The 23,248-nt window shown below is 37.4% G+C and carries 20 protein-coding genes, 1 tRNA gene and 1 pseudogene; 16 read left to right on the top strand and 6 right to left on the bottom strand.

Features of this window, described 5'->3' with window-relative positions:
* Positions 1-193 precede the first annotated feature (193 nt).
* Entirely contained in the window at positions 194-616 is a 423-nt protein-coding gene (locus G7Y56_RS17035; RefSeq protein ID WP_165045459.1) for a hypothetical protein, read from the top strand.
* Between the two features lie 8 nt (positions 617-624).
* Here G7Y56_RS17035 and G7Y56_RS17030 read toward each other — a convergent pair whose 3' ends face one another.
* Complete coding sequence (locus tag G7Y56_RS17030; protein WP_165045458.1) at positions 625-2,304, bottom strand: B12-binding domain-containing radical SAM protein; 1,680 nt, start codon at positions 2,302-2,304, stop codon at positions 625-627.
* Between the two features lie 474 nt (positions 2,305-2,778).
* Here G7Y56_RS17030 and G7Y56_RS17025 point away from each other — a divergent pair, with 474 nt between their 5' ends.
* From G7Y56_RS17025 to G7Y56_RS16965, 13 genes and pseudogenes are all read left to right on the top strand, one after another.
* Positions 2,779-5,001, top strand: coding sequence for a TonB-dependent receptor plug domain-containing protein (locus tag G7Y56_RS17025; protein ID WP_165045457.1), 2,223 nt, complete (start codon positions 2,779-2,781; stop codon positions 4,999-5,001).
* 542 nt (positions 5,002-5,543) lie between these two features.
* Positions 5,544-5,846 (top strand): urease subunit gamma, encoded by a 303-nt coding sequence (ureA, locus tag G7Y56_RS17020; protein WP_165023658.1) that lies wholly within the window; start codon positions 5,544-5,546, stop codon positions 5,844-5,846.
* Between the two features lie 21 nt (positions 5,847-5,867).
* Positions 5,868-6,167: pseudogene (gene ureB, locus G7Y56_RS18710) on the top strand (urease subunit beta); the annotation flags it as partial.
* A 72-nt stretch (positions 6,168-6,239) separates the two neighbouring features.
* Positions 6,240-7,961, top strand: a complete 1,722-nt coding sequence (gene ureC / locus G7Y56_RS17010) for an urease subunit alpha (protein WP_165045455.1) — start codon at positions 6,240-6,242, stop codon at positions 7,959-7,961.
* 93 nt (positions 7,962-8,054) lie between these two features.
* On the top strand, positions 8,055-8,558 hold the full coding sequence (gene ureE / locus G7Y56_RS17005; RefSeq protein WP_165023649.1) for an urease accessory protein UreE: 504 nt from the start codon (positions 8,055-8,057) through the stop codon (positions 8,556-8,558).
* A 14-nt stretch (positions 8,559-8,572) separates the two neighbouring features.
* On the top strand, positions 8,573-9,259 hold the full coding sequence (locus G7Y56_RS17000) for an urease accessory protein UreF (RefSeq protein WP_165045454.1): 687 nt from the start codon (positions 8,573-8,575) through the stop codon (positions 9,257-9,259).
* Positions 9,260-9,344: 85 nt separating this feature from the next.
* Positions 9,345-9,986, top strand: a complete 642-nt coding sequence (gene ureG / locus G7Y56_RS16995; protein ID WP_165023643.1) for an urease accessory protein UreG — start codon at positions 9,345-9,347, stop codon at positions 9,984-9,986.
* Positions 9,987-10,073: 87 nt separating this feature from the next.
* Entirely contained in the window at positions 10,074-10,898 is an 825-nt protein-coding gene (locus G7Y56_RS16990) for an urease accessory protein UreD (protein ID WP_165023640.1), read from the top strand.
* Between the two features lie 30 nt (positions 10,899-10,928).
* The gene (locus G7Y56_RS16985) at positions 10,929-11,630 is read left to right on the top strand and encodes a hypothetical protein (protein ID WP_165023637.1); all 702 of its coding nucleotides are present in this window, start codon (positions 10,929-10,931) and stop codon (positions 11,628-11,630) included.
* A gap of 74 nt (positions 11,631-11,704) precedes the next feature.
* Positions 11,705-12,889 (top strand): porin, encoded by a 1,185-nt coding sequence (locus G7Y56_RS16980; protein WP_165023634.1) that lies wholly within the window; start codon positions 11,705-11,707, stop codon positions 12,887-12,889.
* Positions 12,890-12,929: 40 nt separating this feature from the next.
* Positions 12,930-13,817 carry an urea transporter gene (locus tag G7Y56_RS16975; protein WP_165045453.1) on the top strand — a complete coding sequence of 296 codons (888 nt, stop codon included), beginning with the start codon at positions 12,930-12,932 and terminating at the stop codon, positions 13,815-13,817.
* Between the two features lie 318 nt (positions 13,818-14,135).
* A complete protein-coding gene (locus tag G7Y56_RS16970; RefSeq protein WP_165045452.1) occupies positions 14,136-15,353 on the top strand; it encodes an FISUMP domain-containing protein in 1,218 nt (405 codons plus the stop codon).
* Between the two features lie 583 nt (positions 15,354-15,936).
* Positions 15,937-16,326 (top strand): hypothetical protein, encoded by a 390-nt coding sequence (locus G7Y56_RS16965; RefSeq protein ID WP_165045450.1) that lies wholly within the window; start codon positions 15,937-15,939, stop codon positions 16,324-16,326.
* A gap of 438 nt (positions 16,327-16,764) precedes the next feature.
* On the opposite strand, the gene G7Y56_RS16960 is transcribed toward G7Y56_RS16965, so the two are convergent.
* A tRNA-Pro gene (locus tag G7Y56_RS16960) sits at positions 16,765-16,839 on the bottom strand.
* A gap of 220 nt (positions 16,840-17,059) precedes the next feature.
* Between G7Y56_RS16960 and G7Y56_RS16955 the strand changes: the two genes are divergently transcribed.
* Both G7Y56_RS16955 and G7Y56_RS16950 read left to right on the top strand, forming a co-directional pair.
* Positions 17,060-17,788 (top strand): DUF5020 family protein, encoded by a 729-nt coding sequence (locus G7Y56_RS16955; protein WP_165045448.1) that lies wholly within the window; start codon positions 17,060-17,062, stop codon positions 17,786-17,788.
* Positions 17,789-17,800: 12 nt separating this feature from the next.
* Positions 17,801-19,123, top strand: a complete 1,323-nt coding sequence (locus G7Y56_RS16950) for an NCS2 family permease (RefSeq protein ID WP_165045446.1) — start codon at positions 17,801-17,803, stop codon at positions 19,121-19,123.
* Positions 19,124-19,312: 189 nt separating this feature from the next.
* Here the strand turns inward: G7Y56_RS16950 and G7Y56_RS16945 are convergent, their stop codons facing one another.
* The 4 genes from G7Y56_RS16945 to G7Y56_RS16930 all read right to left on the bottom strand — a co-directional run bounded on the left by G7Y56_RS16945 (position 19,313) and on the right by G7Y56_RS16930 (position 22,918).
* Positions 19,313-19,705, bottom strand: coding sequence for an HIT family protein (locus G7Y56_RS16945; protein WP_165045444.1), 393 nt, complete (start codon positions 19,703-19,705; stop codon positions 19,313-19,315).
* A gap of 8 nt (positions 19,706-19,713) precedes the next feature.
* Positions 19,714-20,184, bottom strand: coding sequence for a transcription elongation factor GreA (greA, locus tag G7Y56_RS16940; RefSeq protein ID WP_165027176.1), 471 nt, complete (start codon positions 20,182-20,184; stop codon positions 19,714-19,716).
* A 179-nt stretch (positions 20,185-20,363) separates the two neighbouring features.
* Positions 20,364-21,533, bottom strand: a complete 1,170-nt coding sequence (locus G7Y56_RS16935; RefSeq protein ID WP_165045442.1) for a TlpA disulfide reductase family protein — start codon at positions 21,531-21,533, stop codon at positions 20,364-20,366.
* A 116-nt stretch (positions 21,534-21,649) separates the two neighbouring features.
* On the bottom strand, positions 21,650-22,918 hold the full coding sequence (locus G7Y56_RS16930) for a sodium:proton antiporter (protein WP_165027180.1): 1,269 nt from the start codon (positions 22,916-22,918) through the stop codon (positions 21,650-21,652).
* Positions 22,919-23,248 lie beyond the last annotated feature (330 nt).

Raw genomic sequence — 23,248 nt, 5'->3', positions numbered from 1 at the left:
ATACCTTATCAACATGAATGGACAGTCGTACAGAGTTAAAGAAACTAAAAAAATGTTACAACCTGATGAAGAATAAATATCTTTAGCCAATCTCATCCGAGACACTTAGTGGTATACTTTTCAATTACTAAGTGGACTACTTTTCAATTATATTATACAGATTTACCAGAATAAGAGGTTTCGTAACTGGAGTATGGATGCATTTGCACATGCCAATGCTATTCTTCTGGGAGGGGCGCTTAGCGACCATTATCAGGTGGATGAACGAAACTACAATCTAGCAAGTGGATTTAGCGTGAAAACAGGAATAAATATAGCATACACAGATCGTTTTTCAGTATCATCTACCTACGAGATGTACCGCATGTTTACGTGGAGGGGTTATCCGGATGATATTAATTGGGACGATTTTGATAGTAAAACCCTCAATGCACAAGGGGATAGATCGCAGGCAGTGCTTCATGTTACCAGCCTGCAGACCGAACTAAAACTGAAAAAACAATGGTATCTGACAGGGATGTTTATAAACTATACGCGTGATACTAACTACAAAAAGTTCGAGGACGTATTTTCTAAAACATCAGAAGGCCGTTTGATGCTGACCTATAAATTCTAGTTTCTGTGTTATTCCGCTACTTTATAGGGTAGGAATAAATGCTTAACTAACTCACCCTCTGTTAAAAAAACAGTGAGTAAATATTCATTTTCAGACACAGCGTCGATAACCGCCTGCTTTTCGATAATCCTGCGATTCAGTTTGTGCTTCGATAAAAATTTCTTATCCTGACCAATGTCATAAAGCAATCGCTTTCTTATCTTTTTCTCAATCCTATCTTCCCAGAATCCGTGAGGGCGAATCTTGAAGTTACAGTAATAATCGGTCTTAAGTAAATCCAGTAAATCTATATCTTTAGATAATAGGAAATGGTGCAAATTGAGGAACACATCTTCTAGGCGATAACCATGATGAGGATATTGTTGTACTTTGTAGAACTGTCCTATTTCGTCGAATAATTCAAAGTATTTGTCTTTGTAATGCGATTCAAACAATCTATTGAGTGTTCTTGTGAATTTGCCGCTGTTCCAGTACTTCTCTAAAGCATGTTCGGCTTCGTGGATGCGCTCCAGTTCTTCTTGCGAAACACAGTTGTTATACTCTATTTCGTAAGGAGCCGATTGGTTATATTTATAGCCAAAAAGATCGGCATTTTTTCGCAGGCTTGTTCCCCGAAGCATTTTCAGGAAGCCAAGTTGCACCTCTTTTGCTTTCAGAGCAAATACATCGTTGAACGATTTTATGAATCGCTCTAATGTTTCGTAAGGCAATCCGGCGATGAGATCTAGATGTAAATCTATCTTTCCTCCATCCATCAGCTTTTTGATATTGCCGGCAAGTAGATTGAAATCTTGCTTTCTTTTAACTGCAATGTTGGTCGGCTCGTGTGTAGATTGAATTCCAATCTCAAATCTGAAATATTTTAGCTTAAGATTTTGGTTCAGATAATCTATTATATCATCCGATAGCAGATCTGCATATATTTCGAACTGACAACTTAAATTAGGGCGATAGTTCTCTATCAGAAAATCGAAAATAGCATGTGTATGATCCTTATTCAGGTTAAATGTACGGTCTAAGAATTTGATTTGTTTTGCACCGTTATCAATCAGGTATTTCAGATTGTGGAAAATATACTCCTGGGGGTAATAACGCACCCCTTTTTCTAAAGAAGACAAGCAATACTGGCACTGATAAGGGCAGCCCCGCGAAGATTCGAAGTAAACAAGCTTATTTGTCATAGCCTCCTTGTCTTCTTCAAGGGTATAAGGAGATGGTAGGGTTGCAATCTTATTCAGATCGGCTCTGGCTATTTCTTTACTGATATATCCTTTGTTCGATACTCCTTTTATTTCGGTTTGTACACCATTTTGTATAGCTTCTAATAGTTCGCCTAATACAAATTCACCTTCGCCGCTGATAATATAATCGATGTTCCATTTGTCCAAGAAAAATTGGGGTTCGTAAGTGACCTCAGGACCTCCCAAAATGATAATCATATTGGGATTCTTTTCTTTAAGAATATTAATCAGCTTATTTGTTTGCTCTACATTCCAGATATAAACAGACATACCCAGAATGTCGGGATTCTGATTTAAGAGGTCTTGCGCAACAGCTTGGATATCTTCTTTGATAACATATTCTCTAAATGAAAGGTCGAATCTGTCTTTATTGGCAACATAGAGCAGTCGCAAGGCAAGCGATGTATGTATATATTTAGCGTTTAGCGTTGTGAGAATTGTTTTCATAGTGCAAATATACGAATTTAAAAAGGCTGCTATAAAGTAGCTGTTTCTAATTAATCAAAAACAGCTTTATGGTGGTGTTGCGAAAGGGCAAAATTAAACATCTCTCAATGACAATATAAGTTAATCTTTGTTTATTTTTTGAGCAGTTAATCACCTTTTGTTGTTGTATTTTCGCTAAATCGTATTCATACATATTCCTCAGTTTTGATATGGATTTCTGTGTTTTTCTATATTGTGTATCGTTGTAATTGTTGTGTATTCTGTGTTATATGAGTGTCTTTTTGTTATTGCTTTCTTTATTCTGATTATTTGTATGTGGAAGGTTTGCGAATGTCTATACACATTTAGAGTACCTCCTTTTCTGTTAACTTAAAACTCTCTAAAATTATTTCGTCAGATCTTGCTGAACAATAAATCTAATCTTGATGTTAATCAATGTTGTCACAGACACGTAAACTCTTTAAATAATACGATATGAAATTGATTATTTTCTTATTCTTGTCTTTTGTGGTTGTTAGCACAGCTTTAGGGCAAGTGGTGAAAGGGAAAATAGTTAATGACAACGGTAAACCTATCGAAGGAGTCCAGATTTTCAATACAAGGACAAATGAGCATACCCATACAAATGAATTTGGCATATTTACAATAGATAAAACAAACTCAACCGATATTCTATCCGTAGGGATTTTGGGTTTTAAGACGCGCGATGTTAGAGCCAGTGTGTCAGAATCCGATCCGATTGTTTTAGATGAAGATATTTTAAGGCTAGAAGAAGTCGTTATACGCCCCAGGCTTGCGAGTTTAAATTTTATCACAGCCATTGACCTCAAAGTTACTCCGGTAAACTCGTCACAGGAAATACTACGGAAAGTGCCCGGGCTATTTATCGGGCAACATGCAGGTGGAGGCAAGGCAGAACAATTATTTTTGCGTGGCTTCGATCTCGATCATGGTACCGATATTGCCATCTCAGTCGACGGGATGCCGGTTAATATGGTTTCGCATGCCCATGGACAAGGTTATGCCGATCTGCATTTTCTGATTCCCGAAACAGTAGACAAGATAGATTTTGGCAAAGGCCCTTATTATGCAGATAAAGGTGACTTGGCAACAGCCGGATATGTAGCTTTCAAGACGAAAGAAAAATTAGATAAAAGTACTGTAGGGGTAGAACTCGGGCAATTCAACACAAAGCGGGTGATCGGTCTTTTTAATATTCTCGATCAGGATAAAGCTAATCAAGATGCTTATATTGCCACAGAATATTTGCTTACCGACGGTCCTTTTGATGCTCCGCAGAATTTCAAGCGAATAAATCTTTTCGGAAAATACACATCACGATTTAATGATAACAGCAAGTTTTCTTTAACCGTATCTCATTTTACAAGCAAATGGGATGCTTCTGGGCAAATACCTCAGCGGTTGGTAGACGATGGTACGATCTCATGGTTTGGTGCTGTGGATGATACAGAGGGCGGTAATACATCAAGAACGAATGTCAATGCCGCTTATTTCAAAGCTATTGATGATAATACGTATTTTAAAGCCAATGCTTTTTATAGCAAATATAAATTTGAGCTCTATTCGAATTTTACTTTTTTTCTCGAAGATCCAATCAATGGCGACCAGATAAGACAAAAAGAGAATAGGGATATTTTCGGACTTAACAGCGAATGGGGTAAGACGCTCTATCTAGGAGATGTTAAAGCTGCTATACAAGGTGGTGTTGGATTTCGTTCAGATGCAACTAAAGATACTGAACTGTCGAGAACTAAAGAACGTTATACTACACTCGAGAATTTGATGCTCGGTGATATAGATCAATCTAATATATTTGCCTATGCCGGTGCGCAGTTCGAATTTGGAAAACTGACAGTTGCTCCCGGGGTGCGTATCGATCAATTTCAGTTCAACTACCAAAATAAGCTAGATACTATTTTTCAGAATAAAGGAGCTCAAAAAACTTTAGTTTCGCCTAAGTTGAATTTTATATATACAGAGAACGATAATCTGCAATTTTATCTTAAATCGGGAATGGGATTTCATTCGAACGATACCCGTGTGGTGGTTTACGACAAAGATAAAAAAACGGTTCCCCGTGTCTTTGGTTCCGATTTGGGTAGTATCTGGAAGCCGATTCCCCGCCTTATTGTTAACAGTGCCTTATGGTATTTGTATTCCGAGCAAGAATTCGTTTATGTAGGTGATGCAGGTATTATAGAGCCGAGTGGTAAAAGTCGGAGGATGGGAGCTGATTTAGGAATTCGTTACCAATTAAATAATTGGTTGTTTTTAGATGCTGACGCTAATTATGCATTTGCCCGTAGTATCGATGAGCCTAAAGGAGAGAATTATATTCCTTTGGCACCCGATTTCACAAGTACAGCAGGGATTAGCTTGAGTAACTGGAAATCTTTTTCGGGCAGTTTCAGGTTTCGGTTTATGAACAATCGTCCTGCAAATGAAGATAATTCGATTGTCGCAGATGGATTTACAGTATTCGATGTCAACCTCAATTATCAATACAAGGGATTGCTGGTTGGAGCGAGTATCGAGAACCTCTTTAATACGAAATGGAAAGAGACCCAGTTTGCCACAGAATCGCGATTGCAAAATGAACCTGAAAGTGTTGAGGAGATACATTTTACACCCGGAACACCTTTCTTTTTCAGAGCACGTGTGGCATATAGTTTTTGATAAAATAATGATACTATCTAAATGTTGAATGGGTGGTGATAAAATTCATTGTTTTTAGTTTTAAGGGTTAGCGTTATCATCTTTTTTATAAACAAGCCTTCTTAATAACTTTACGTATGTTTAATTTAGGTTAATTTGTTTTATTTATTAAAATAAATAACATATGATTTTATTTTATTTAAATATTTGTTTAAATGAGGTTCTTATCACTTTTTTAGTAAAATGTATCTATTTTTTCTAATATTCTATCATGTTGTAAAGCATATAGACACGTTTATCATAATCGTAACACCTTTTCCTTTTGATGTATATAATTGATAATTAGTTGTTTGATTTGTATGTTTCTTGCGAATCTTGCTATGTGTTAAATTTAATCGGATTGTATTAAGTTAAATTTTACATTCTTTTTTGTGATAAAATGATACTTTTCTATTTCCCTTAAAAACAAATGATATATATAATATGTTATAATACTCAATTGAAAGATAGCTTGTGTTATTGATTATTTACCATATTTATTTAATTAATTAAAAATTCCAATTATGCATTTAACACCAAGAGAAGCGGAAAAACTGTTGCTACACGTCGCAGGCGAAGTAGCAGCTAAACGTAAGCAACGCGGGTTGAAATTGAATCATCCTGAATCCGTAGCTTACATTTCCACTCATTTGCTCGAAGCAGCACGTGATGGAAAATCAGTAGCAGAACTGATGCAATATGGAGCAACCTTGCTCAAGAAAGAAGATGTGATGGAAGGAATATCAGAAATGATTCCCGATGTTCAGATTGAGGCGACTTTCCCCGATGGGGTTAAGCTGGTTACAGTACATAACCCAATACGTTGAACAATTTAAATTCAAACAATTATGATACCCGGAGAATATTTTATAGCAAAAGGGGACATTGAATGCAATGTTGGCCGCAAAACAGTAAAAATAAAAGTTACCAATACTGGTGACCGTCCCGTACAAATAGGATCACACTACCATTTTTTTGAAGTGAATCGTGCAATGAGTTTCGATCGTGCAAAAGCATTTGGATCACGTCTTAATATCGCAGCCGGAACAGCGGTTCGATTTGAGCCGGGAGAAGAAAAAGAGGTTGAACTTGTAGCTTATGGTGGCCTGCGCCGTGCATTTGGAAATAACAATTTAGTTAATGGCGATACTACACTTGAGTATAATAAGGAACATAGTCTGGAATTGTTAAAGAGTAAAAAATTTAAAAATAAATAAGCCATGAGTTTAAAAATAGATAAAACCAAATATGCCGGCATGTATGGCCCGACTACGGGAGATAAACTGCGTTTGGGCGATACTGAAATTATAGTTGAAATAGAAAAAGACTATACAATATACGGTGAAGAGAATAAATTCGGGGGAGGTAAAACTATCCGCGATGGTATGGCTCAATCGAGTGTAGCTACACGTAGCCAAGGTGTTTTAGATATGGTTATAACTAATGTTATTATCATAGATCACTCTGGTATTGTAAAAGCAGACTTGGGAATAAAAGACGGTAAAATTGTAGGTATAGGCAAAGCAGGAAACCCCGACACAATGGATGGAGTTGCTCCTAATATGATTATTGGAGCTTCGACCGAAGTACATGGTGGACAGGGTTTAATTGCTACTGCAGGTGCTATCGACACCCATATTCACTATATCTGTCCGCAACAGGTAGAGCATGCTCTATATAGTGGTACCACAACCATGATTGGTGGAGGTACAGGTCCTGCCGATGGTACAAATGCAACTACAGTAACTCCGGGACCATGGCACATCGAACGTATGCTACAAGCATTGGAAGGTCTGCCTATGAACTTTGGTCTGTTCGGAAAAGGAAATTCATCGACCGAAGCTCCTCTGATAGAACAAATAGAAGCAGGTGCTTTAGGTTTGAAACTACATGAAGACTGGGGTACTTCTCCCGCTACTATTGATACTGCATTAACTGTAGCAGACAAGTACGATGTTCAAATCGCTATCCATACCGATACATTGAACGAAGCAGGATTCTTGGAAGATACTATCAATGCAATCAACGGACGTGTGATCCATACATTCCATACCGAAGGTGCTGGTGGTGGACATGCTCCTGATATCATCAAAATAGCGATGTATCCGAATGTACTACCTGCATCTACGAACCCTACTCGCCCTTATACAGTAAATACGATTGATGAGCATCTTGATATGTTAATGGTTTGTCACCATTTGAAACGTACTATTCCTGAAGACGTATCATTTGCCGATTCACGTATCAGACCAGAAACTATTGCAGCTGAAGATATCCTACACGACATGGGTGTATTCAGTATCATGAGTTCCGACTCTCAAGCTATGGGACGTATTAGCGAAGTAACTATTCGTACTTGGCAAACGGCTGATAAAATGAAGAGACAAAGAGGTGCTTTGGCTGAAGATAAGGGCAAAAACAATGATAATTTCAGAGCAAAAAGATATGTGGCAAAATACACTATCAATCCGGCTATAGCACAAGGTATTTCTCAATATGTAGGTTCTATCGAGCCGGGTAAATTTGCCGACATCGTATTGTGGAAACCGGCTTTCTTCGGTGTTAAGCCCGAAATTATTATCAAAGGCGGAATGATGATCGCTGCACGTATGGGTGACCCTAGTGCATCTATCCCAACTCCTCAACCTGTTATGTATCGTAATATGTTCGGTGCATTTGGTAAAGCTCTTTCTAAAACATGTATCACATTCGTATCTAAAGTGTCTTACGACAACGGTACTGTACAAGGATATGGTTTGGAAAAACTTCTTCTTCCTGTTTCGGGATGTAGAAATGTATCTAAGAAAGATTTGATTCACAATGACAAGACTCCGGAAATCACTGTAAATCCTGAAAATTACGAAGTGAAAGTAGATGGCGTTAAGATCACTTGCGAACCGGTAGATACTGTTCCATTGGGACAACGCTACTTCTTGTTTTAAAACAGAAGAAGCTTAACATATCAATAACCGGAATGGTTCGGCCATTCCGGTTGTTAAATAACAAAAGGAAAAATACTAAATAGCAAAAAAATCATGGTAGTAGAACAAATAGCAGGAAACCTGAAAGACGTAAAAGTTGCAGATCGCAAAGTCGAATTAATACAGATGGAGTGGTTTGAAGCGAACAAACGAATACAAAGACGCAAAACAATTGATGGAACAGATGTTGCAATCCGCTTTATGAAAGAAGGTCAACGTCTCCGTCAAGATGATATACTGTATATGGATGACGATAAAATAATCGCTGTAGATATACTGCCGTGCGATGCCATACAAGTTACACCCCACACAATGCTGGAAATGGGGAGTGTCTCTTACGAGATCGGGAACAAACATTTACCCGTTTTTATCCAAGACGATTTGATTCTCATACCTTACGAAGAACCAATCTTCAAATGGCTGAAAGCTAGTGGCTATCACACGGAAAAAGTACATAAAAAACTTCTCAATATTGTAAATGCAAGTGTGCAGCCACATAGTCATTCGCATGGAGAAGGAAGCTCCATCTTTTCTAAAATAATGGGATTAGCTAAATAAAAAACAGAACATTTATGAATGCTTATATAGGGAAGTTACTGCACTTATGCGATCCGACTCTGCCAATTGGGGGATACTCCCATTCGAATGGTTTGGAGTCTTATGTGCAGCATAAAATAGTGAAAGATGATGCTACTACAGAATCATTTGTTCACAATATGATTACAAATAATGTGTTGTACAACGATGCTTCCTTTGTAAAGCTGGCATATGAGACTGCTATGAGTAATGATATAGCCGCTTTGATAGCTCTCGACCAAGAATGTGCAGCATTGAAAGCCCCTGTCGAAATAAAGCAGGCTAGCCGAAAGTTAGGGGTAAGACTATTTAAAATATTCGACAGACAAGTAACATCTCCTATCATCGAAAAATACCAGGAAGCTATTAATTCGCAAGAGGCAGAAGGGCATTATTCGGTTACATTCGGGTTGTATGCCGCTTTGTTCGGAATACCTATTAGTGAAGCAATTTACGCTTTCTTCTACAACTCGGCTGTAGGTATGGTAACAAATGCTGTTAAACTTGTGCCTTTGAGTCAACTTTCGGGGCAGGATATTCTATATCGGATGCAAGATGTAATCCAATCGGTAGTACCCAAAGTCTTAAGCCTTGATAGAAGCCTTGTCGGGTTCTGTAATATCGGCTTTGATATACGCTGTATGGAGCACGAGAAGTTGTATTCCCGCTTATATATGTCTTAATGTAAAAACAGATTATTAGAATAAACAAGTAACTCATTTATGTGGGTTATCAGTACTTTATATTATTATTAAAAAACAAAAGAAAATGAGCAAGAGAAAATATGTAAAAGTTGGTGTAGCAGGTCCTGTAGGATCAGGAAAAACAGCACTATTAGAACGCCTTTCACGCAGGTTGATGAATGAATATAGCATAGGCGTAATCACAAACGACATCTACACAAAAGAAGATGCTGAGTTTTTAACAAAAAACAGCCAGTTACCTCAAGACCGTATTATCGGTGTAGAAACAGGAGGATGTCCTCATACAGCGATACGCGAAGATGCAAGTATGAATCTTGAAGCTGTCGATGAAATGGCAAACAGATTCAGCGATATACAAATCATCTTTATCGAAAGCGGTGGTGATAACCTTTCGGCAACATTCAGTCCCGATCTGGCAGATGTAACCATTTTTGTAATAGACGTGGCCGAGGGTGATAAAATACCAAGAAAAGGTGGTCCCGGTATTACCCGCTCCGATCTTCTTGTAATAAATAAAATAGACTTAGCCCCTTATGTTCTTGCCGATCTTGGCGTTATGGAGCGCGATTCTAAAAAAATGAGAAAGGGAGCACCTTTTGTGTTTACCAACCTTATGACTTTAGAAGGTTTGGATACAGTAATCGCATGGCTTAAAAAATATGCATTACTCGAAGATATCGAAGAGCCTAAAGGTTTAATTAGATAAGTGATATAAACTCAGCCGGGCAATCGCCTTAATGGTGTTGTCCGGTTTGTTTTTCTAAAAATAATAATCTCCTTATAATAGCTAACTATGATCAATAAACTTGATTTAAAAATAGGACAAAAAGGCGGCCGGTCGTATATAAAAGATACCTACTTCACCCGTCCTTTCAGATTGGCAAATGTTGGCGAAAACCGTCCCGATCCGGCTCTTTATCTGATGATAATGAGTTCGTCGCCGGGCATTCTCGATAATGATTGCTACGATATCGATATCGAGACAGAAAAGGATACAAGGCTTCAACTGCAAACCCAGTCTTATCAGCGGCTTTTCAGAATGCAGGATGGTGCGAGCCAGAAAATGGTTATCAAGCTGGATGAAGGAAGCGAGATAAGCTATATTCAACACCCCATAGTGCCTCACGAACACTCTATATTCAAAGCACATAATACCGTTCATCTTAAGAACCAGACCATATTTACGTATGGAGAAATTATTACTTGTGGACGAAAGCATTCGGGGGAAGTATTCCGTTTCAAAGAATTTCAGAACCTGACGGAAATATTTTACAATAATAAAATGATAATAAAAGACAATATTCTTATCGAGCCCGAATTGATGAATATTGACTCCATAGGTCAGCTCGAAGGGTATACCCATCAAGCTACACTTCTGCATGTTAATACTCGCAATGAGAATATATTGGATCAGGCTGAATATATACATGATTTATTATCACTCGAAGAAGATATTATTTATGGCGTATCCCAGCCCTTACCAAATTCTATAATCATAAGAATTCTTGGAAATGGCGGAGAGCAGCTATTTGATTCATTCAAACAGATCGAGAAATATTTATGGGGATTAAATACGCCCAATCCTCAAACTAAAGAGAAAGCCATTGCAGTAGAATAAATAGAATATATTCTTTTAAACTGAACGATCATGAATGCTGAAATATTAACTCTACTATTTACAACCGTTGCTATCAGCTTTGTTCACACAGCATCGGGCCCCGACCATTACTTGCCGTTTATCGTGTTTTCGCGCGCAAAAAAATGGTCGCTATTTACTACTGCTATGTGGACTGCTGCTTGTGGTATCGGTCATGTGTTGAGTTCGGTTCTTATCGGATTAATCGGTTTATTACTCGGATGGCAATTATCTAAACTAGATTGGTTTCAGGATGTAAGAGGCAGTTTGGCTGCATGGAGCTTTTTTATTTTGGGCGGAGTATATCTCTTATGGGGATTGTATAAAGCATATACCAATAAACCTCATAAACATTTTGATGTATATAGTGGCGACGATATTTATGTGTACTCGCATAAGCATGGTGAAACAACGTACCCGCAAAGCAGAGTAAAAGTTACGCCTTGGATTTTACTGGCCATCTTTGTTATGGGACCTAGCGAGCCTATTATTCCACTTCTTTTCTATTCGGGAGTCACACGTTCGGTTACAGAGATATTACTGATAATAGGTGTTTTCACTATAACTACTGTCTTTACGATGCTTAGTGTCGTTCTGCTCGGATATTACGGCTATTCATTCGTGAAAACAAATGCCCTCGAGCGTTATTCGTATGCGATTGGTGGAGGTGTAGTTACACTTTGCGGAGCAGGAATGATCTTTTGGAATTGGTGATTAAGAATATGTAAGAAGTTTTTTGAGGATTAATATATTTTTCTGATTGATTACAAACATTAAAAATAGAATTTATGAAAAAGGTTATTTTAATAATTATTGGTGTTTTCTTGTACGCATCGATGTATGCACAAGATCCAGATTATCAGTATGATTCTACCTCCCTGCGGAGTAAGCCTCTTATTAGTATAGATAAAGGTAAGTATTTTAAGGATGTGAATATGATTGCTAATATTCGATATGCATCGAATAGTAATTTTTCGAATGGGAATTTTGTGAATTCTGCATTTCGGATGAACGAGTTTCGAATGGAAATATCTGGTTATGTTACAGATAAAATTAGCTTTACATTTCGGGACAGGTTTGCAAATAACTCTCCCGATGCATTAACTACCGATGGATTGAAGCATTCTATAGACTTGGCGCACGTAAGTTATGACGTGACCCCTAATTTCTCAGTGACTGCAGGTAAAATGTTATCCGAATGGGGTAGTTATGAGCTTTTCTTGAATCCGGTGTACATGTATGCATATAACGACATGGTTCAATATGGAGACTTCTTCTTGTCAGGTATAAAAGGTAGTTGGTATGCTACTCCTGATCATAGCCTCACTCTACAAGTTGTAAACTCTAATACTCGCTCGTTCGAAATGCGTTATGGTGATACTCCCGGTGTAGAGGCTGCCAAAATACCGTTGGGAGCAACAGGAAACTGGAAAGGAGAATTTGCAGATGGACTATTCAGTACCATGTGGAGTTACAGTATGTATAACTTAGCAAAAAATCAACACTGGAATTTAGTAGCTTTAGGTAATCAGCTTAAAGTACCGAATCTGACTTTACAATATGACTTCAAATACAGTAATGAAGACTTAGACAACACCGGAGTTTTAAGTAATTTGCTGGGATATAATTTTGCAGAGAGGGCACAGGATGTAAGATATATAGAGCATTGGGTTCGTGGCGAATATTTCTTTACTCCTAAGTGGAGTACAACAATCATGGGTATGGTAAATTCTAATTATTGGAGAGGAAATCCTGACACAAGTGCAGAACGTACTACTCATATAAGAGATCAGTGGAGCTTTGTGGCAGCGCTAGAATATCATTTATTTAAGCCTTATAATGTTAAGGTATTTGCTGCTTATGTAGGCCGCTACAATAATTATACTAATTACGCTAAGAGCCAATTTGATATGGCGAATAACAATACAGGACAAATACTAATCGGTATTGTAAGCCCGCTAGTTTTATTCTAATTAGTGAATGATAATAATCTTACTTTAAAAAATTGTTACAATGAAAACAGATAAGGTTTATTTCTGGGATCCCTACCTAAAAGGTGTAGGGCAGATAATGTTACAGAGCAATGTGCTCACGGGTTTACTCTTCCTGATCGGTATTCTTATCAACTCTCCGGTTATGGCTCTGGCTGCTTTGGTTGCCGTCACTGTCGGAACATTAACAGCTAAATTGCTGAAGTTCGATGAGGAAAATATCAATTCGGGTCTTTATGGCTTTAATGCTACGCTAGTAGGGGTTGCGCTTATTGTATTCTTCGAAGCTACGCTGCTTATTTGGATTGCTATTGTCGTATTATCGGCAATAAGTGCATTAATAATGAATTTCTTTATTCAGAAAAAGATACCGGTATTTACGTTTCCGTTTATCATTTTGACTTGGATTGCTTTATTCATTTTCCATAGCGTTACGCCAGTTCCCGATGCTCCTGCAGATTATTTGACAGAGATCGTCGAATATACTCCGTTCTCATTAATGAATTACGGTTTAGGATTCGGTGAAGTTATCTTCCAAGGTAGTCTTCTATCCGGAGTGATATTCTTCATTGCAGTTTATGTAAGTTCTCCTACTGCTGCTTTATACGGTTTGTTCGGTGCACTGTTTGGTGTTCTTGTTGCCATATTGCTGAAAGATCGTATCGAAGACGTGAAAATGGGTATGTTCAGCTTCAACGCCGTGCTTTGTTCTATCGTATTCTCGGGACCCAAAAAGATTAATGGCTTGTATGTCGTTATAGCAGTTATACTATCGGGTATTACCGAAGAAATTATGCTGAGATGCGACTTACCTGTACTTACTTTCCCATTTGTATTTGGTACTTGGTTAACATTGATAATAAGAGATGTATTGGTGAAAAAACTTATCCCGTCTAGCACTACTGAGTGATTTTTCCAAGTGTTTTTTAGTATTATTCTTAATAGGCTACCCTAATGCTATGGGGTAGCCTATTTTTTTATAATTCTTGTCCCTCGAATGGCTAGAAGTCAAAATGTAAAAACTTGTGTATCTTTATTTATTTATTTTGAGGTGTGCATGATATTTATTAACATGCTAGATGTGTTTATTTTATATATTACATTATCTTTACAGTCAAATAGTTGCATTTACACCTTACAAAGTATCAGGATGTATTAATTAGGATAAGATAATTAGGCTCAGAATAACTAGAAGACATAATAACAAACTTTATTAAACACGTACAAAATGAATATATTTTATAAGAAATTAATCTTTCTGTCGGTGATTACATTAGCTGCTCAAAATACATTGAGCGGGCAAGTTACCATCGGGTCGAACAACCCGCCTCTAGACGGGTCTTTGCTTCAACTTAAAGAAAATCAGGGGAACAATGCTAACTCAGCTAAAGGTATAGGCATGCCCCGGGTATCAATGGTCACTACTACTCCCGCTTTAGGGCAACTCGCCCAATCCATCGGATCGTCCGGTACATGGGACGAGGTCGCCCACATGGGACTATTGGTTTATAATACTAATGCATGTGTAAATGGCACAGGAATGGATAATGGACTTTACGTGTGGAATGGTACACAGTGGGAGAGCCTGCGGGAGATTACATTGTCGCCCGATGTACAAACACTTACTGATCCGCGCGACAACGAAACCTACCTTTACCGCTCTTTCGGTGATGTTGCCGGTGTATGGATGCTCGAAAACATGTGCTACATCGACCCTAGTTTTACAGCCAGTACCGGCAACTCGAATAACAATTCTGCCGACAGGTTTTATGCCTATCCCAATGCTAATGTTGCTACTCCGGGCATAGCGCCTTCCACTTGGAGAAAAAATCAGGGATTGATCTATTCGTATGCCGCCGCCACGCTCGGTGCACAAGACGCTGTAGGAGGAGTTGTGGATCAGGGCGAAGGTCGTCCGAATCAAGGACCTCTAACTCCTATCCAGGGTGTATGTCCTGCGGGCTGGCATGTGCCAAGCGACAGTGAATGGAATCAATTGGAAAAAGAAATCTACAACAATCCTCAAAAATACAGTACGTATAGTAGCTCCGCCCAATTCAATCCTACCACGTGGAACGATACATGGAATACCACTTACAACTCCCGCGGTTCGGCCAACGGAAACGGCCACGGCTATGCCATGCTATCTCCATGCCTCGTGCCGGGTGCTACAGGTGTTACTACCACCGGAGGAACTAGTCTTCCTGCATCACAAGGTGGTTTCGATATTAAGCTTGTGGGAAGAGCAGGTGGGGCATACGCAGGTTCGTTTGATAATTATGGTAACTATACCACCATCTGGTCTAGTAGTGTTAATGGCAGTACCAGTGCGTGGTTCCGGTCCTTTGACCGGGGATCGTTCGCAGATAGTCCCCCTTATCAGGTGACAAGGGCAAATTCCAGTCGTTCTTACATAAATTCGGTACGTTGTAAGAAGAATGATTAGATCTGTCTGTGTATTTAGTTTATATATAATAAGTCATATAGATACACATTGTTGCTTTGTATTATAAAGAACCAGACTTTCAAACTTCTGTTAATTTTGTCAATGACAATAGTGAAACAATAAATAAACTCTCGTAGAGGGCATATATTTTCATGCTCAAATTAAACAGGAGCGTGTTATTCGGTTGTGATTTGAAAGCAAATCACAACCGAGTATAAATGGCAACTCAACAATAGAAACGTTAGAAAAAATAGCTAGAGCCTTAAATGTAGCCATTACCGAACTTTTTAAGATCGAGAGCAAAGAAGAACTAACAGCACTTATTGATCATGACGCAAAATTATATAAAGCCTCAACTTTGTCTGAATTTGAAAAAATAATAACAGATATTAAAACTGTTAAAAAATAATTTATATTTTTATACGAAAACTAAATCGTATAATATTATGGCGTTAATTAATTGTTCTGAATGCAGGAAACAGGTAAGCAATAAAGCATCTAGTTGTACAAATTGTGGAAATCCAATAAATAAGCCTTTATCATCAATAGATCAAAAACAATAATTACAGATGATAAAAACTTATTGCATTGTCCAAAATGCGATTCTACTCAGTTAACATCAAATAAAAAAGGATTTAGTGGAGCTAAAGCAGTAACTGGAGCAGTATTAACTGGAGGAATGGGTTTACTTGCTGGAACAATAGGAAGTGGTAAAGTTATAATTACCTGTCTCAAATGCGGATATAAATACAAAGCTGGAGAGTATGAAAAAGAAAAACGTAAACTTAACAAGCCTAGCGATTCTGAAATAATAAATAAAAACCCAATTCAATTTTTGATTATCTTCATCTCATTGTTTAGTGCAGTTATGATTCCTTTATGTGGTGGTTCATGGTGGTTTTTGATTATCATGCCAATAATTGGATTTGTTCTAATAATTATAGCTGATAATTTTAAAAAATATAAATATTGATTCAGAAGAAAATTTATCGAATAAGTGTATACTAATAGTGGTATAGTATTATCAATCATATTTGATTTTTCCATTGCATATATGGGAGGTATTTATATAGCTTTAGCGATTGGTATTTTTGTTTGTAGTTTATTATTTGTAGATTAGCTTCTGTTTTAGTAGAAATATCGTTAACACTAAAAATAATTACAAAATTATGAAAAAAACTATTATTACTATTACTAATAATACCTTTATTTGTTGCTTGTAGCTCGGATGATAAAGAATAGGATTTTAAAAAGAGTAACCATAATCGGTTGCTCTTTTCATGTTGCATTGGTGCTTAGTCCTATTATTGTTATCAGTTCATTTCATCTAATTCTACTAATTGCATGTAATTCGCATATACATATATAGAAAAAGCACCTAGATTTCTCTAAGTGCTTATCTTCTGAACTGTCGGGATAGCGGGATTCGAACCCACGACCCCCTGCTCCCAAAGCAGGTGCGCTAACCGGACTGCGCTACATCCCGTTCTTTTCGTTTATGCGGTGCAAAGATATGACAATTTTTTATAATCCAAAATAAAAATGAGAGAAAAATTTTCCATTTGACGAAAAGTTTGATTGTAGAGGTTATTTATATGCTTTGATACAATATGTTACAGCAAAGTAAATAATTGTGTCTGTTAAAAAAGGATTTGTCTGGTATACACTCCTTTTTTTGACTATTTTTGTGAAAAATTTAAAAAACTATGATAAAAAAACTCATCTTTACCATTAGTCTATTAGCTTTAACAGCCTTTGTTTCAGCACAGAATCTGCAGTTGCACTTCGATCCTAGACATTCTTTGCATGGAGATTCATTTGACAGGAACTATTTTACAGTAACATTCGAAATGTTTAAACCCGACAAATGGGGATCTACATTTATGTTTGTCGATTTAGATTTTAATCAGAGCAGAGGCAATATAGGTCTTGCTTACATGGAGATTGCACGCGATATCAAACTGGGGAAGTCACCTATTATGGCTCATGCGGAGTTTAATGGTGGGGTTGGTAAGACAGGTAAGTCGGCAGCCAATAATTCAGGTTTTACTATTGAGAATGCATATCTGGTAGGACCATCTTATGCTGTAAACATAAAAGGAGTAAATTTGAGTACTTATCTGGTTTATAAATATCACTCGTTCGAAAAAGTAAGTAATGATATTCAATGGACAGGTATTTGGAATGCGAATCTATTTAAGAATAAAGTATCCCTTTCTGGTTTTTTGGATGTGTGGACAGAAAATAAGGTTCGTACCCATGCCGGTTTTGAAAGTGGAAAGAAAATCATCTTACTGACCGAGCCTCAATTCTGGTATAATGCAACTCCTAATTTATCTTTCGGTACCGAAATTGAAATTAGTAACAACTTTTACCGCTATAACAAAAATGTAGTATATGTAAACCCGACCATTGCCGCTAAATGGAACTTTTAAGACGAAATTAAAATGAATAACATTCTGGAAAAATTCTTCAAACTTACTGAAAATAAGACGACTATTCGTCGAGAGTTTGTAGCAGGTATTATAACCTTCCTTACAATGTCTTATATTCTGGTAGTGAATCCGAATATATTGTCAGCCACAGGGATGGATAGGGAGGCGTTGTTTACAACTACAGCCTTGGCTACAATTATAGCAACTCTGTTGATGGCTTTCTTAGCCAAATTACCTATCGCGCAGGCGCCGGGAATGGGTCTGAACAGCTTTTTTGCTTTTACGGTTGTATTAACGATGGGTTACACATGGCAGTTTGCTTTGACAGCAGTATTTATAGAAGGTATTGTATTTATACTACTTACATTCTTTAATGTCCGTGAATTAATAGTAAAAAGTATACCAAAAGTTTTAAAAGATGCTATACCTGTTGGTATCGGTCTGTTTATTACTTTGATAGGCTTGAAAGGAGCCGGTATAGTTGTTACCGATCCTAATACATTAGTTACATTGGGAGATTTCTCTCAACATAGTGTTTGGATTGCCTTTTTAGGATTGCTGGTGACTGGTGTATTGTTTGCAAGAAATGTAAATGGAGCTATACTGATAGGTATTGTTGTAGCTACAGTATTTGGTTTTGCGCTTGGTGATATAGCGTTACCTGAAAAATCGATAGTTGCTCTGCCTCCATCTATTGCACCTATATTTGCTCAGTTCGAATGGGATCATATCCTTTCATTAGATATGCTGATCGTAGTATTTACTTTCCTTTTTGTGAATCTTTTCGACACGGTGGGTACACTTATCGGTGTTGTGTCTAAAGCAGGATTTGCAGATGAAGAAGGTAATTTCCCCCAAATGAAGAAAGCTCTTTTTGCTGATGCTTTGGGTACAACTATCGGCGCAGTATTGGGAACAAGTACTATCACATCGTATGTTGAGAGTGCATCAGGTGTCGCTTCAGGAGGGCGTACGGGTTTAACAGCTGTTAGCACAGCTTTAATGTTTGCACTGGCGTTATTCCTTGCTCCGTTGTTTTTAATGGTTCCTGCGGCAGCTACGGCTCCGGCACTGGTTATAGTCGGATTGTTTATGATATCGTCAGTGGCTAAGATCAATTTTAATGATATTACAGAAGGATTACCTGCATTTATTACCATCGTGTTTATGCCATTTACATATAGTATTGCCGAAGGTATAGTATTCGGTATGCTAAGCTTTACTTTCATTAAAGTATTTGCCGGTAAATCTAAAGATGTGTCAGCAACGGTATATATCATCGCTGCATTGTTTTTACTAAAGATTGTTTTAGATGCAATGCATGTGATAGGTTAGACTAAGCTTAATTAAAATACGAAAGGATGCTTCTACGTAAATGAAAGCATCCTTTTTTTGTGAGTGTTATTTTGTAATGTTTTTAAAACGAGTGATCTCGTCATCATTATGCATAGTTATAAAAAGAAAAAGGATTGATTCATAAAGAACCAATCCCTTCTCTTATCCTTTTCGGATACTTTATTCTTATCAGAATTTCTCCCTTATTTTTTGAGCTATTTCGTCAAACTCAGCTTGTTCCAGTTTCACTCTGGGATGAGATAGTATCATGTCCGATTCTTTATTGATCGGAATCAGATGTATATGCGCATGAGGTACCTCCAATCCAATAACCATTAACCCGATACGCTCGCAAGGAATAGCATTTTCGATGGCCTTAGCCACACGCTTCGCAAATACCGTCATTTCGGCAAGGATTGTATCTTCAATGTCGAATATATAATCGACCTCTTCCTTCAGTATAACCAAAGTGTGTCCTTTCGCCATTGGATTGATGTCAAGAAAAGCATAGAACTTTTCGTCTTCTGCTATTTTGTACGATGGAATATCACCTGCAACTATTTTACTGAAAATACTGGGCATCCTTCTGTTTACAAGGTTATGTTCATAACTTCGAAACTCATCATACCCGAAGGTACTTTGATCTCAGCCACATCACCCACCTTTTTGCCCATCAATCCTTTTGCAATAGGGGTATTGATAGCAAGTTTGTTTTCTTTCAGGTTAGCTTCGCTCTCAGCTACAAGAGTGTAAGTCATTTCCTGATTATTTTTGGTGTTGCGGATTGTCACTTTATTAAGTATTTGCACAAAATCGGTGCCTATTGCATCTTCATTGATCAAACGGGCACTGGCAATCAAGTTCTTTAGTTGAGCGATTTTTGCTTCCAATATTCCTTGTGCCTCTTTTGCTGCGTCGTATTCTGCATTTTCCGACAAATCGCCTTTATCTCTAGCTTCGCCGATCTGTTTTGAAATAGCAGGTCTATCCACAGTCTCAAGTACATTAATCTCTTCTTTCAACTTTTTGTAACCTTCTTCGGTCATGTAGGTAGCAGCCATAATAATTTAAATTTAAGTTCGTCATTTACTACTGTTTAACGCGCCAAAAAGAAAAAGAATCCTTGCCGATTTAGGCCAGAACTCCTTTTCCTTTTATGCTTGTATGTTTCGCAAATATAAGCTTTAATATTTATATTATCCAAATCTTTTCACAAAATTCAGATATTCTTTTAGCTATTTCACAATATTCGCTGTATTTCGGTGGCTAAGTTGTCACTCGGTGATAATCTTTTTACTATACTTCCGTTTTTATCAACTAGATAGGTGGTAGGTAAACCTTGTATATTAAACTTTGCCAATAGCTCAGAATTCAGAGATCTGCTATCTCTCACACATATCCAAGGCAGATTTGTTGCTGTGTTTTGCCATACATGTAGATCCGAGTCGAAAGACACTTGGTACACCTCCACTGCTGATGCATGCTTGCTATATACATTATTGATTAAAATGTTATGCGCCGGAGAGTATTCTGTCTGATAAGCGGTGAAATCGAGAATTACAACTTTCCCTTTCAAAGACGAAAGGCTAATCTCTTCATTCTTAATGTTGGGTAGCGATATGTTGAAAAATGTACTGGATTCAGCCTCTGTTGCTTCTATTTCATTAAGAGCCTTTTCCTGATTAGCTAATCTTTTTACTTCCGCCAAAGCTGTTAAGGTAAACTCCCGAATTTGTTCTGTTCTCGGAGATTCAGGTCTGTATTGATCCCATGCCGTAGCTACAGCTTGGAACAATATTCTGTCTTTCTTATCCATTGGATCGAAAATCAGATAACTATCTACTTTCTGAAAGAGAGCAAAGTAAGCAGCGAGACTTTTGTAATCGGAATTGATAACAGATCTTGCTAAATTCTTATAATCCTCGATAGCTTGTTGTATCTGACTTACATATTCGCTTTGAGATAATTCTTTGTTCGTGAACTTTGTGCTCAGATCTTTGAACGCTTGGCTTAATTTATATTGTGCCAGTGTTACTTCTTTAATTTGGTTTGTTTGCTCAGAACCTTCTACTGTATATTCGGTTGCAAAATTAGATTTTGATGCATTGATGGTAATGGTCTCAGTTGAGTCTACAGCTATATTAACAACTTGTCCGTTCAATTTCAATAAATAGAACTCAGCATATCCTAAAGCGGCCTCTTCGAATTTGAAATTGCCATCGCTACTTATTTTCACCGAATCGATTGTTTTTACTTCCGTCAGCGATCGTCTTTCCAGATATAATACAGTTGAATCAGCGCCGTCTATTTTTCCCTCAATAACAAATTGAGGTTGCTTCTCCTTGCAAGAAGCGAAACAAATAATGCCTGCAATTATAATTGCCAATTTGGTAGCGAGGTGTGTTTTCATATATAATCTATATTTATACTGTTATTTATTATTCATTTAATGGCACAAAGATATTTAAATAAAAAGAGAAAATTGCCAACTCTACCTTTATATATAGGTGCTAAATATCCACATTTTTATATTTGAACCTTCTTCGATAGTTTCCCTATACTTAAACCTTGTACTATTATGGAGAAAACGACTACGAAATAAGTTGCGGCTATTATAATAGGTTTATGTTCACCTTCCGCTATAGAGAGAGCCAGTGCGATTGAAACCCCGCCGCGTAAACCACCCCAGACAAGAATAGTGATCGTTCCGTTCGAAAACTTCTTTTTGAAAGGAATAATATGTGTCGGTATCCGGATAGAAACATATCTGGCGAATAGTACGACCACAATGCTGATTATGCCTACCAGCCAATAATCTCCAAGATCTGGAATCAGTAATAGTTCGAAGCCAATAAATAAGAATAAAATAGCATTCATAACTTCATCTATCAATTCCCAAAATACATTTAAGTAATTAGATGTTGCCTGATTCATCTTCGAAAGGCCTTTTCTTCGGGAGTCACCGATTATCAAACCGGCAGCAACCATAGTTAATGGACCCGATATGTGCATCGCTGTTGCAATCAGATAACCGCCCATTACCACCGAGAGAGTTATGAGAACAGATATTTTGTAGTCATTAGCAGTTCTCATACCATGCCATGCCAGGTATCCGAGTCCAAAGCCAACAAGCAATCCGCCTGCAACTTCTTTTACAAGCAGCCACGATACACTCCCGAATGATATATCGGCAGAGTTTTCACCACCTTGCGCAATACTAAGGATAAGTGTAAACACGACAACAGCAACTCCATCATTAAATAATGATTCTCCAGCAACCTTCGTTTCTAAAGATTTTGAAACTTTAGCCTTTTTCAATATAGCCAGTACAGCTATAGGATCGGTTGGCGAAATTAATGCTCCAAATAATAGACAGTATATAAGAGGTATCTCAAAATGTATATCAAGTAGAGGTAGGAGGTCGTTTACTATATAGTACATAGCGAAGCCAACCACGAATGTAGAAATTACAACGCTAAGCGATGAAAATACTACGATAGGAAACTTCTGCTCTTTCAAATCCTGCAAGTTAATATGTATAGCTCCTGCAAATAAAAGGAAATTCAGCATACAGCCCATTAATACCTTGGTGAAGTCGATGTGCTTTATTAAGGTTGAAAAATTATGCAGTGGTTCCGTAGTGGTTGTACTGCCAATTACCACAAGTCCTAATGATACGCACATGGCGATTACCATAATGCCAATAGTTGAAGGCAGTTTTAGAAAGCGGATATTTATATAAGAGAAGATGGTCGCAATGACTATAAGTATAGAAAAGGAATAATATAGCTCCATATTGTGTGGGTTGGTTTTCTTTTTTTCAGTGTCGTAAAAATATAAAAAATGGTGAAAACTGTTATTATAAGAATAACCAAAAATAAAAATAAAAATATTTTCATAGTCTAAAGTCTTTGTTTTTAAAGCCTTGTTTATTTCCCATTAATTATTTTCAAAATAAGTTCATAAAACATTTGGAGTATAATTAAAAGTTTTCTACTTTTGCACCCGCTTCACCGCTGAACGCAGCGCATGAAGTTGATAAAAAAAGAAGCGATCTTTGACTAAATGATAACAATAAACAATAAAGAGTAGTACAAGGGAATTATGTATTGATTCGTTCAATAC

The organism is Dysgonomonas sp. ZJ709 (assembly GCF_011039195.1).
In the GTDB taxonomy this organism is placed as follows: Bacteria; Bacteroidota; Bacteroidia; order Bacteroidales; family Dysgonomonadaceae; genus Dysgonomonas.
Note: the sequence above shows the minus strand (reverse complement) of the source record. Positions and strands in the feature narration are given on the sequence as shown.

Bases quoted from the DNA above. Each gene is read 5' to 3' on its own strand.
- G7Y56_RS17035 (WP_165045459.1), top strand. From the start codon at position 194: ATGGATGCATTTGCACATGCCAATGCTATTCTTCTGGGAGGGGCGCTT.
- G7Y56_RS17030 (WP_165045458.1), bottom strand. From the start codon at position 2,304: ATGAAAACAATTCTCACAACGCTAAACGCTAAATATATACATACATCG.
- G7Y56_RS17025 (WP_165045457.1), top strand. From the start codon at position 2,779: ATGAAATTGATTATTTTCTTATTCTTGTCTTTTGTGGTTGTTAGCACA.
- ureA (WP_165023658.1), top strand. From the start codon at position 5,544: ATGCATTTAACACCAAGAGAAGCGGAAAAACTGTTGCTACACGTCGCA.
- ureC (WP_165045455.1), top strand. From the start codon at position 6,240: ATGAGTTTAAAAATAGATAAAACCAAATATGCCGGCATGTATGGCCCG.
- ureE (WP_165023649.1), top strand. From the start codon at position 8,055: ATGGTAGTAGAACAAATAGCAGGAAACCTGAAAGACGTAAAAGTTGCA.
- G7Y56_RS17000 (WP_165045454.1), top strand. From the start codon at position 8,573: ATGAATGCTTATATAGGGAAGTTACTGCACTTATGCGATCCGACTCTG.
- ureG (WP_165023643.1), top strand. From the start codon at position 9,345: ATGAGCAAGAGAAAATATGTAAAAGTTGGTGTAGCAGGTCCTGTAGGA.
- G7Y56_RS16990 (WP_165023640.1), top strand. From the start codon at position 10,074: ATGATCAATAAACTTGATTTAAAAATAGGACAAAAAGGCGGCCGGTCG.
- G7Y56_RS16985 (WP_165023637.1), top strand. From the start codon at position 10,929: ATGAATGCTGAAATATTAACTCTACTATTTACAACCGTTGCTATCAGC.
- G7Y56_RS16980 (WP_165023634.1), top strand. From the start codon at position 11,705: ATGAAAAAGGTTATTTTAATAATTATTGGTGTTTTCTTGTACGCATCG.
- G7Y56_RS16975 (WP_165045453.1), top strand. From the start codon at position 12,930: ATGAAAACAGATAAGGTTTATTTCTGGGATCCCTACCTAAAAGGTGTA.
- G7Y56_RS16970 (WP_165045452.1), top strand. From the start codon at position 14,136: ATGAATATATTTTATAAGAAATTAATCTTTCTGTCGGTGATTACATTA.
- G7Y56_RS16955 (WP_165045448.1), top strand. From the start codon at position 17,060: ATGATAAAAAAACTCATCTTTACCATTAGTCTATTAGCTTTAACAGCC.
- G7Y56_RS16950 (WP_165045446.1), top strand. From the start codon at position 17,801: ATGAATAACATTCTGGAAAAATTCTTCAAACTTACTGAAAATAAGACG.
- G7Y56_RS16945 (WP_165045444.1), bottom strand. From the start codon at position 19,705: ATGCCCAGTATTTTCAGTAAAATAGTTGCAGGTGATATTCCATCGTAC.
- greA (WP_165027176.1), bottom strand. From the start codon at position 20,184: ATGGCTGCTACCTACATGACCGAAGAAGGTTACAAAAAGTTGAAAGAA.
- G7Y56_RS16935 (WP_165045442.1), bottom strand. From the start codon at position 21,533: ATGAAAACACACCTCGCTACCAAATTGGCAATTATAATTGCAGGCATT.
- G7Y56_RS16930 (WP_165027180.1), bottom strand. From the start codon at position 22,918: ATGGAGCTATATTATTCCTTTTCTATACTTATAGTCATTGCGACCATC.